This is a genomic window from Paenibacillus nuruki (assembly GCF_001721045.1).
Taxonomy (GTDB): domain Bacteria; phylum Bacillota; class Bacilli; order Paenibacillales; family Paenibacillaceae; genus Saccharibacillus; species Saccharibacillus nuruki.
Genome location: NZ_MDER01000070.1, coordinates 207485 through 218241, shown reverse-complemented (window position 1 = coordinate 218241; position 10757 = coordinate 207485). Strand labels below are relative to the sequence as shown.

The 10757-nt window shown below is 41.0% G+C and carries 10 protein-coding genes; all 10 read right to left on the bottom strand.

Features of this window, described 5'->3' with window-relative positions; genetic code table 11:
- Positions 1-391 precede the first annotated feature (391 nt).
- The 10 genes from PTI45_RS18800 to xseA all read right to left on the bottom strand — a co-directional run bounded on the left by PTI45_RS18800 (position 392) and on the right by xseA (position 10756).
- Complete coding sequence (locus PTI45_RS18800) at positions 392-784, bottom strand: toxin-antitoxin system HicB family antitoxin (protein ID WP_069329112.1); 393 nt, start codon at positions 782-784, stop codon at positions 392-394.
- 42 nt (positions 785-826) lie between these two features.
- Positions 827-1054 carry a type II toxin-antitoxin system HicA family toxin gene (locus tag PTI45_RS18795; protein ID WP_069329111.1) on the bottom strand — a complete coding sequence of 76 codons (228 nt, stop codon included), beginning with the start codon at positions 1052-1054 and terminating at the stop codon, positions 827-829.
- A 156-nt stretch (positions 1055-1210) separates the two neighbouring features.
- Complete coding sequence (spo0A, locus tag PTI45_RS18790) at positions 1211-2044, bottom strand: sporulation transcription factor Spo0A (RefSeq protein WP_083243611.1); 834 nt, start codon at positions 2042-2044, stop codon at positions 1211-1213.
- Positions 2045-2368: 324 nt separating this feature from the next.
- Positions 2369-4108 carry a DNA repair protein RecN gene (recN, locus tag PTI45_RS18785; RefSeq protein ID WP_069329110.1) on the bottom strand — a complete coding sequence of 580 codons (1740 nt, stop codon included), beginning with the start codon at positions 4106-4108 and terminating at the stop codon, positions 2369-2371.
- Positions 4109-4242: 134 nt separating this feature from the next.
- A complete protein-coding gene (ahrC, locus tag PTI45_RS18780; RefSeq protein ID WP_069329109.1) occupies positions 4243-4692 on the bottom strand; it encodes a transcriptional regulator AhrC/ArgR in 450 nt (149 codons plus the stop codon).
- Positions 4693-5164: 472 nt separating this feature from the next.
- Entirely contained in the window at positions 5165-6022 is an 858-nt protein-coding gene (locus tag PTI45_RS18775) for a TlyA family RNA methyltransferase (RefSeq protein WP_069329108.1), read from the bottom strand.
- 106 nt (positions 6023-6128) lie between these two features.
- Positions 6129-8033 carry a 1-deoxy-D-xylulose-5-phosphate synthase gene (dxs, locus tag PTI45_RS18770; RefSeq protein WP_069329107.1) on the bottom strand — a complete coding sequence of 635 codons (1905 nt, stop codon included), beginning with the start codon at positions 8031-8033 and terminating at the stop codon, positions 6129-6131.
- 216 nt (positions 8034-8249) lie between these two features.
- Positions 8250-9152, bottom strand: a complete 903-nt coding sequence (locus tag PTI45_RS18765) for a polyprenyl synthetase family protein (protein WP_069329106.1) — start codon at positions 9150-9152, stop codon at positions 8250-8252.
- Entirely contained in the window at positions 9145-9405 is a 261-nt protein-coding gene (gene xseB, locus PTI45_RS18760; RefSeq protein WP_069329105.1) for an exodeoxyribonuclease VII small subunit, read from the bottom strand. Before xseB ends, PTI45_RS18765 begins: the two co-directional genes overlap by 8 nt.
- Positions 9392-10756, bottom strand: a complete 1365-nt coding sequence (gene xseA, locus PTI45_RS18755; protein WP_069329104.1) for an exodeoxyribonuclease VII large subunit — start codon at positions 10754-10756, stop codon at positions 9392-9394. Before xseA ends, xseB begins: the two co-directional genes overlap by 14 nt.
- Position 10757 lies beyond the last annotated feature (1 nt).

Genomic DNA, 10757 nt, shown 5'->3' with positions numbered 1-10757 from the left:
TTAATATACTTTTAAAAAATATACGAAAAGAAGAAATCTTACTCAAATGTAACTATCTGAATTCTTTTATCAAGTAATTATATTGGAATCTTAGAAATAATTGATTTAACAATAAAGTTATTAAAAAAAGTTAAGAATTCTTGACCTTTTTTTTAGGTATCTTCTTCCTTAAATCTTTAGCAATTATAATCTCAGGTATATATCCTAAAGTTCTAATTTAAATTAGCCATTCAATAACTTCTATTTTAAAATATATAGATGAATTCTTTGAGAAATCAATAGTTTCATCTTTCAAAATTACTCTGAATGATTAACATTATATAATTAGAAAAATTTATATAAACAAAAAAGACCAATACTATGGTCAGTATTGGTCTTAACTCTACCTTACTTATAATTTCAACTTTTCTCCAACTGTATTCCCTGGTATTCCTAAAGCTTGAGCTAAATGGACAACAGCAAATTGATTAGCGGATACGCCTTCTTTTTTAGCAGCATTGAGCAATTGCTTGTGCATTGTTTTAGGCATACGCAAAGGTATTTGTCCAGATGGCAAATCTTCGTTTGGCTCTATAATTTCTGCACCAGATTCTAACTTGATTTCTAAATAATCACGTTGTATTTCTTCCAATTCAGCGATTACTTCTGCAATGGTAGGTGCATCGGTGTGACAGCCAGAAAGTTCTTCAACTCTAGCGAAATAATAGATACCATCTCCGTCATTTCTTTTAGTAATTTCTATAGTATAAGGAAGATTCATATAATACTCTATATCTTTACTCATTCCTGTTCACTCCTTTTATTTAATATCTATACGATTTAAAGTCTAATCTTCTATCAATCGATCTAACATTTCTTTTATGTATGAAATCTTTAAAGGATCTTCTTCTTTTAAAACAAATACATTTCCATGGGGATCACCATATATCCTGTGAGAACCTCTTTTACGTTTTAATTCATAACCATAATAGATTAACACTTTTGCCGCTTCACTATACGATATACCTCTTGGTTGATTTCGCATTTTATCTATTATTTTTTCAATAGATGACATAAACAACAACTCCTTCTTTGAAATAATGATATCATATGTGATATCATTATTTCAATATAATACTAGTTTACATACTAAATAGCCCTTATTTCTAAAATACTGTTCCTTAGAAATAAGGGCTATTTTTCAATCTATTTCATTGTATATTACAGACAATTAATTCGGAACCTTATGCTCAATTCTAAGCTTATCGGCTACCATCGCGATGAATTCGCTATTGGTAGGTTTACTTTTACTAATATTAATCGTATAGCCAAATAAATGACTGATACTATCAATATTCCCTCTTGTCCAAGCCACTTCGATGGCGTGGCGGATGGCACGTTCTACACGAGAAGGGGTTGTTTTGAACTTGTCTGCAATCGCAGGATACAATGTCTTAGTGATCGATCCTAGAATCTCGATATTGTTGTAGACCATCGTGATCGCTTCACGTAAGTATTGGTAGCCTTTGATATGTGCAGGAACGCCGATCTCGTGAATAATCGCTGTGATATTCGCATCCAGATTTTTACCTCTGGTTACAGGTGGTAGACCGTTATTCACTTTGTTGCCCATGCTGTTGCTGTTATTACCCGGTTGCATATTGCCACCGCTATTGGTAATCGGTGATCCTACCAATTGGCGTACACGACTCACCAGTACTTCCATATCGAACGGCTTAAGAATGTAATAGGATGCACCCAGTTGTACCGCACGTTGCGTGATATTTTCTTGACCGAATGCTGTTAGCATAATGATCTTCGGTGCTGGAGATAGATTCATGTCTCGCAAGCGCTCCAACACACCCAATCCATCGAGGTGTGGCATAATAATATCCAAAATCAATACATCTGGAAGCTCTGGTAATTGATCGATCATTTGCAATACTTCTTCTCCGTTAAATGCTATACCTGCTACTTCCATATCTTCTTGACTGGAAATATATTCAGCAAGCATATTGGTAAATTCACGATTATCGTCCGCTAATAATACTTTAATATCTGACACGTTATAATTCCTCCTTATAAGTTCTCTGTTACTATGGCATAGCGGTTTGTTGTACTTACATTCATAATTTTGGGGGACAAGCAGAAAATATATTTAAACTTGAAGTACTGTGATCATCAAGTCGCCACAGAAATTTGACTGTTTTGGACTCTTTATTATACTTTTCGACACCAACAAGGGTATTCCTGCTGTCGAATGTAAAAAAGCGGATTATTTTTCCATATTTGCTAACTTGGTTGATAAACGTTCCTTTTCTATATGTATAACACAAAAGGAAGAGCGTTAAGCTCTTCCTTTGACCTGAGCATTTGATTTCAAGATTGTTTAATGTACCGCATACGTAGAACTGTCTTTGCGAGCTTCCGCCAGCTTCAACATTTCATGAGCATGATGATTGGTTTTCTCTGTAATCTCTACTCCACCAAGCATCCGTGCAAGTTCATCTACACGTCCATCTTCATGAAGCGAAGTCACACGAGTCGCTGTGCGATCTCCAACAATATGCTTTTCGATTAGGTATTGATGATCTGCCATACAAGCTACCTGAGGTAAGTGAGTAATCGAGAATACTTGGCAATCAGCAGATAATTTGAACAATTTCTCTGCGATCGACTGTGCCGCCCGACCACTAACCCCTGTATCCACTTCATCAAATACCAGTACAGGAACTTGATCATGACGAGCAAATATACTTTTCAGAGCAAGCATAATACGTGACAACTCACCACCAGAAGCGATCTTACCCAGTGAACGTAACGGTTCACCCGGGTTCGGAGAGATCAAGAATTCTGCATTATCAATTCCCTGACGGGTAATGCGAATATGACGTCCATTCCATTCTGGTCCATTCGCATCATCAATATAATCCATATTGACACGTAGCGAAGTACGCTCCATTTGTAGATGTTTCAGTTCTGCTTCGACTTGACTAGCAAGTTCGTCTGCCGCTTTGCGACGAACCTTACTTAGTTTCTCACCGGTCTGAAGCAATTTATCACGTAAGCGATCACGACGTTCTATCATTTCAGCCAGACGTTCGTCTTTATTTTCAAGCAGATCTGTCTCGTGTTGAATCTTCTCATAGTAAGTTAGAATTTCTTCTACATTGTCTCCATACTTACGACGCAGACCTGAGATTTGATTCAGACGAGTTTCTACTTCTTCTAGACGACCTGGATTGAATTCGATATTCTCCCGATAACTCCGTAATTGGTAAGCTGCATCTTCCAATTGGTAAAAAGCAGATTGTAACTGCTCTAGAATAGGATCTAACGCTTTGGAATCGTAACGAGTGACATCTTCCAGTTGAGAAATAGCGACCGTTACAGAACCCATACCGCCGTCTCCATTGATTGAATGATATCCACCTACGATAGCTTCCATCATTTTTTCACTATGAGAAAGACGTAGACGCTCTTCCTGTAATAGCTCATCTTCGCCGATCTCTAGTCCTGCTGAAGAAATTTCTTCAAGCTGGAAGCGATATAGGTCAAGCATCTGGTACGTTTTCTGGCTTGTTTCTTGCAGATCACGTAATTCACGTTCGATTTTGGCATAGTCTGTATATTGTTGTTGATATTGAATTTTTAATGGATTAATATCTGCAAATCCGAATGTATCGAGTAAGCTCAGATGACGTTCTGGCTTCATCAAAGATTGGTGCTCATGCTGTCCATGAATATTGACCAGTTGCTCACCGATCTCACGCAACATCGTCAGATTCACTAACTGTCCATTAATACGCGCAGTACTCTTACCACTCGCTGTAACTTCACGGCGAATGACTAGATGTTCTTCTGCGGTTCCCTGAATGCCAAGTCGTGACATCGTATCCCATACGGGGTGATCGCCACGTAACTCGAATAACGCTTCCATCTCAGCTTTATCATTTCCGTAACGTACCAATTCCGCTGAACCTCTACTACCTGCAATCAGACCTAATGCATCAATAATGATTGATTTACCCGCACCTGTCTCACCGCTCAGTACATGGAATCCTTTATGAAAATAAACGTCGATTTCTTCAACAACAGCCAGGTTTTTAATGCTCAGCATAACTAGCATGAGCCTCACTCCTCTTCGTATAAAAGACTATGGAGCAACGCTTTAAGACCGATATGGAGCAAGCTCATGCGGTTAAGCTGGCAACTTGTGTGCCGAGCCGAACATTAACGTATCAATTACAACGACATCAATGATTATGAAATAAAGCTCATAATTTGATCAATGACCTGTTGGCTGTCTTCCGGTTGACGACAAATAATCAGTAGCGTATCGTCTCCTGAAATAGTTCCCATAATCTGAGGCCATTCCATATTGTCGATCAGCGCTGCGATTGAATTTGCTGTACCTGGTAAGAACTTCATAACCACCAGATTAGTTGTAAAATCTACTTGCAAGAAATTGTCCACTAATGCACGTTTTAACTTTTGCACCGGGTTATAACGTTGATCCGTTGGTAATGAATATTTATACCTTCCGTCATCCGTTGGAATTTTGATTAGTAATAATTCTTTGATATCTCTTGATACCGTTGCTTGGGTGACTTGAAAGCCTGCATTACGCAATGCTTCCACTAAATCGTCTTGAGTTTCAATATCTTGATGGGTGATAATCTCCCGTATTTTGATATGTCGTTGTCCCTTCATAAAGACCTCCGTTTGTGATGTGCTCTCTATAGTGTTAACCTTCCGCTATCTCTATCTCTGTGTATTTATGCATCTTACACAGAATATGCTCATCCATCTTTATTCGTGAACATATACGTAGATTCCTTTTTGTGAATGGAAAATACTGTAGATATGAGGATCATTGATCATTAGCCGAACAGATTATCCTATTGTAACATCCAGAACGAGAAGGTCCAAGCCTAAGCGATATCGATCAGATCGATTCGCCATTTGGCAGATAGGCTACACATGTAGTGTTAAGCGCTATAGTCGGAACGTTCGTTCTCATTATATAGGAATACCTGTTCGTAAATCAATAGTCTTTTGGAATTAGTTTTTTCTTCCAGTTGAATCGCTTCATGCGAACAAAAAAACCTGAGCTCAGTAACATACACCGAACATCAGGTCTTTGTTGTGCTTGCATAGATATAGGTCATGCTGTATGAATGTTTTACTTTTTGGCTGAACCACCGCGGAATGTATGAGCGGCTTCAAGGGCTGTCTGAGAAGCAAGCGCAGGAATATCAATAACATCTAATTGTTCGATCGTATCGTCCCCTTCACCGGAAGGTAGATACCAGTGAGCTAGAAATTCGATATTGCCTTCTCCGCCTGTAATCGGGGAGAACGTTACGCCTTTGAGTACATATCCGATCTCTCTTGCAAACGTAAGAACATGCAGTAATACTTCTTCATGAATCTTCGGATCACGCACTACGCCTGTTTTACCGACTTTGTCACGACCGGCTTCAAATTGAGGCTTGATCAGCGCTGCAATATCAGCAGGACGATTAAGCAATTCTTTCAGCGGCGGCAACATCAATCGTAACGAAATAAATGACACATCGATACTTGCAAAATTAGGTCGTGGTCCTTCTAGTTGATCCGGTGTCATATAGCGGAAGTTGGTACGTTCCATCACTTGTACTTGCGGATGATTGCGAAGCGACCAATCCAGCTGATTGTACCCTACATCAATTGCATATACGTATTCTGCCCCATGTTGAAGTGCACAGTCGGTAAATCCTCCTGTAGAGGAACCAATATCAAGCATGGTACGTCCTGTCATAGGAATTTCAAAATGTTTCAATGCTTTCTCTAGCTTCAATCCACCGCGGCTTACATACGGATGAACCGAACCTTTGACATTTAGATCGGTGTCACGAGCTATCTTCATGCCTGGCTTCTCCAGACGCTCTGTGCCTGCGTAGACCAATCCAGCCATAATTGCTGCCTTGGCTTTCTCACGACTCTCGTAGTAGCCTTGTTCGACGAGTAAGACGTCGATTCGTTCTTTGTCACTTGCCATGATTGGATATCTCCTAGCTTGCAAAATGAAATAACAACATGAAACGAAGCGGAAAGAATGCCCTCCGCTTCGCTTCTGTTGATCTTATGGTGTAGAGATACAAATGTTAAACTGAGTTTTTGTGAAAAGTAATCGCTTCGCCTGGCGCAAGCGCTTTGAGAGCGGTAGCGATATTTTCAGTGGTTAATCCAGCTTCACGTTGCTGATCTTTGATACTACCGTGTTCGATAAATTCATCCGGTACACCCATGATGCCTACAGCAACATCGTGTAATCCTTTAGAAGCAAAGAACTCAAGCACAGCACTACCCATACTACCTGCTTGTGAAGCTTCTTCAACTACAAGCATACGTGTACCTTTTGCTGCTAGATCAAGCAACAATTGCTCATCTAATGGCTTCATAAAGCGAGCATTAACGACAGATATGTTCATACCGTCACGTTTCAGTTCGTCCGCTACTTCAAGTCCAAGTTGAACCATCGGCCCAGAACCTAGAATCGCGTAACCTTCACCTTCACGTACCGTTTCCCATTGTCCGATCGGAATCGCTGTCAGCACTTGATCCAATGGTACACCTAAGCCACTAATACGTGGGTAACGGTAAGCGATAGGGCCATCATTGTAATCGACAGCTGTTTTCATCATATGACGAAGTTCATTCTCATCTTTCGGCATCATAATAACTATATTCGGAATATGACGCATAAATGCGATATCGTATACGCCTTGATGCGTCTCGCCATCTGCGCCGACAAAGCCAGCACGGTCAATAGCGAACATCACATTGGCATTATGACGACAAATATCATGTACAATCTGATCATAAGCACGCTGCATAAAGGTAGAATACACTGCATATACAGGCTTCATGCCTTCCATCGCAAGCGCCGCACACATCGTTGCTGCATGTTGCTCTGCAATCCCTACATCAATCATACGATCTGGGAAACGAGCTGCAAATGGGAACAATCCAGAACCACCAGGCATTGCTGGCGTAACTGCCACAATACGCTCATCTTGTTCTGCAAGTTCGATCAATGTCTGACCAAATACCTCGGTATACATCGGATGACCGCCTGCTGCTTTGAGCACTTGACCGGATTCAATTTTGTATGGTGTAATACCATGCCATTTGTAAGAATCGGCTTCAGCTGGTAAGTATCCTTTACCTTTGATCGTCACCACATGGATTAATACAGGTCCTTCTACATTGTCTGCTTGTTGCAACGTTTCCAACAATTTCGGTAGATCATGACCATCCACAGGTCCCAAATAGGTAAATCCTAACTCTTCGAACAATACGCCAGATACCATAGCATATTTCAGTGTATCTTTAAGCTTTTCAGCCGTTTTAGCAATTTTGTCGCCGATTGCTGGAATCTTTTTGATCAATGATTCCATTTCGTCTTTTGCACGCAAATAATTTTTATCCGAGCGAATCTTGCCCAAATATTTATGCATTGCGCCTACGTTTGGAGCAATCGACATTTCGTTATCATTCAAGATCACTGTCAATTTACGTTGTTCATGACCGATATGGTTCAATGCTTCGAATGCCATACCGCCTGTTAACGCACCATCACCAATAATAGCGATAACTTTGTTATCTTCTTTTTTGAAATCACGTGCAAGTGCCATACCCATAGCTGCGGATAAAGAAGTGCTGCTATGTCCAGCTTCCCATACGTCATGTTCACTTTCATTGCGTTTTACAAATCCACATAATCCTTGGTATTTACGTAATGTATCAAAACGATCCATCCGTCCTGTCAATACCTTGTGCACATACGCTTGATGTCCAACATCAAAAATCATTTTATCCTTTGGACTATCATACAAATAATGAAGTGCCAGGGTGAGCTCCACTACACCCAGATTAGAAGCAAGGTGCCCGCCAGTTACTGACAATTTTTCGATCAGAAATTGACGAATCTCGCCTGCTAAATCGGCTAATTGTTCCGTTGTTAGATCTTTAAGATCACTTGGTTGATGAATCTGTGGAAGCAGCACACCATTTCCCCGCTTTCCTTGTTGAATGCTTATCGACATCCAATTGGTTTTAAAATTATAATGTTTACCTTGTCCAACTTTTCATCTATCTTTTATATTATTATTCACTATATCACAACATTCCCTTTTTTTCGAAAATGCATGTGTGAATGCTCCTGAATAGTGAATGTCTATCCTATATACGTATAGACGAACTAAAATGATCATTTCTTACGATTAATGGTCCCTTTTTACCAGATAATCAGCAATCTCGGTTAATCGTTGTGAATCTGCCAGATTGGCTTCTGCTAGAGCTTGCTTCGCACTTTCCGTCAAGCGTGCTACTTCTGCTTGTGAAGCTTCTAGTCCGATAAAATAAGGATAAGTCACTTTTTGAGCTTTAATATCGCTTTGTGTCTTTTTACCCAGTAATGCCTCGTCTCCAATCACATCCAGAATATCATCCTGAATTTGAAAAGCTAAACCGAGATCAGAACCGAAGCGACGCAAAGCATCCAGTTGTTGCTGCGTTGCACCTGCTGTACGTGCGCCAGCCGTTAACGAGAACATAAATAGATCAGCTGTTTTGTGCAAATGGATATATTCGAGTTGAGCAATCTCAGTCATTCCTTGCTCGCCTTCCATATCAGCCACCTGACCGCCAACCATACCACGAGGCCCAGCATACTCAGACATATCGCTAACAATCGCAAGTAACGCTTCTGCGGATACTCCTGCTTTGGACGCTTGAGTGACTGTATAAAAGGCTTGCGTTAACAATGCGTCACCTGCTAGAATCGCCATCGCTTCGCCATAAACTTTATGATTGGTAAGCTTACCCCGACGATAATCATCATTATCCATTGCCGGTAGATCATCATGGACAAGCGAATACGTATGCACCATTTCTACAGCGCAAGCTACAGGTAAAGCCGCTTCACGACTGCCTCCTAATGCTTCTGCTGCTGCAATCACGAACAATGGACGCAGTCTTTTCCCACCTGCCATTAACGAATATTGCATCGACTCTTGCAGATTAACCGGTACACTCCATTCAATCGGTAACACGAATTTCAATTGATCGCCCACATAAGTAGCAATCTCTTGCATATATGTTTGTAGATCCGGACGACTAGTCAATACTGCCACCGCTTTCTGAGGTATCAAATGGCTTTTTACGTAGTTCGCCATCTTCCTCTACGATCATTTCAATTTTACGTTCCACTTGCTCTAATTTCGAACCGCAGATTTGAGATAATTTCATTCCTTGTTGAAAAAGGTCGATTGCTTTTTCCAGTGGAACATCTCCATTTTCCAGTTCGGAGACGATTTCTTCCAGACGATCCATTGCTTCTTCGAAGTTTAACTCTTTTTCTTTTTCAGCTTTTGCCATCGGTTGCCGCCTCCTTGATCTCTGTCACCTGACAATTCAATTGTCCATCTTCTACGTTGACGATAATATGATCACCTTGTTGCACTTGTTGTACCGATTTGACCAGTTGTTGCTCTTGTTCGTCATAGACCAGACTGTATCCTCTTGCCATGACTTTAAGTGGACTTAACGCATCCAGTTGCTTCATGCCAAAGCCTAACTTTTGTTGCTTTTGCCGTAAAATACTACTCATACGAAGCTCCAATTGTTGACGTGCCGTATCGGTACGACGACGAGCATAGATCAATTGTTCTTGCGGATTATGACGGGCTAATCGCTGATTGAAACGTCCCAGACGATCACGCTGCATATGCGCACGGCGCTGTAGACTACTGGTTAGCCGTCTTTCAAGCATATCTAATCTCGTCATATGTTGTACCAGATGACGCTGAGGATGTAACAATACAGGTGCACGGCGTAGACGCTCTAACCGTTCCCGTTGACGCTGAGATAGACGCAACAGCCCTTGATTGAGCTGTCTACGACGTTGCTCTACTTGCGCACGTAATTCATTGATATTGGGTACGGCTAGCTCTGCCGCCGCTGTAGGCGTTGCAGCACGAAGATCAGCTACAAAATCAGCGATCGTAAAGTCCGTCTCATGACCGACTGCTGAAATGATCGGGATTTTAGAAGAAGCAATCGCACGAGCAACGATCTCCTCATTGAACGCCCACAATTCTTCCAGTGATCCACCACCACGACCCACAATCAGTACATCGGCTTCTTGCATACGATTGAAATTCTGAATCGCTTTGACTACCGACGGACCTGCACCTTTTCCTTGCACAAGTACAGGGTAGACTTCAATCTTAACAATCGGATAACGTCGACGAATAGTCGTCAAAATATCCCGCACCGCTGCTCCTGTCCCCGATGTAATCACACCGATCACTTTGGGAAAAGCAGGCAACGGACGTTTGCGTCCATGATCAAACAGCCCTTCATGTTCTAGCTTCTGTTTGAGCTGTTCATACGCCAGATATAGACTGCCGATGCCATCAGGTTGCATCTGTGTGACATAGAATTGATACTGACCATCCCGTTCAAAGACCGATATATTTCCTTTTGCCATCACTCTAGCGCCTTCTTTGGGTATAAAAGGAAGTCGCTGGTTATGAGAAGCGAACATAATCGTTTTGATACGGCTACTTTCATCTTTTAACGTGAAATACATATGTCCACTAGAATGATGAGTGAAATTCGAGATTTCTCCGCGTAACCATACTTCAGATAGCAGTTGATCCGATTCCATTTTCATCCGAATATATTTGTTTATTTCTTTGATTGAATAGACTTTTTGCTGCTGCATA

Coding starts and splice junctions, on each gene's coding strand:
- PTI45_RS18800 (WP_069329112.1), bottom strand. CDS start 784: ATGAGTAAAGATATAGAGTATTATATGAATCTTCCTTATACTATAGAA.
- PTI45_RS18795 (WP_069329111.1), bottom strand. CDS start 1,054: ATGTCATCTATTGAAAAAATAATAGATAAAATGCGAAATCAACCAAGA.
- recN (WP_069329110.1), bottom strand. CDS start 4,108: ATGCTAGTTATGCTGAGCATTAAAAACCTGGCTGTTGTTGAAGAAATC.
- ahrC (WP_069329109.1), bottom strand. CDS start 4,692: ATGAAGGGACAACGACATATCAAAATACGGGAGATTATCACCCATCAA.
- PTI45_RS18775 (WP_069329108.1), bottom strand. CDS start 6,022: ATGGCAAGTGACAAAGAACGAATCGACGTCTTACTCGTCGAACAAGGC.
- xseB (WP_069329105.1), bottom strand. CDS start 9,405: ATGGCAAAAGCTGAAAAAGAAAAAGAGTTAAACTTCGAAGAAGCAATG.
- xseA (WP_069329104.1), bottom strand. CDS start 10,756: ATGCAGCAGCAAAAAGTCTATTCAATCAAAGAAATAAACAAATATATT.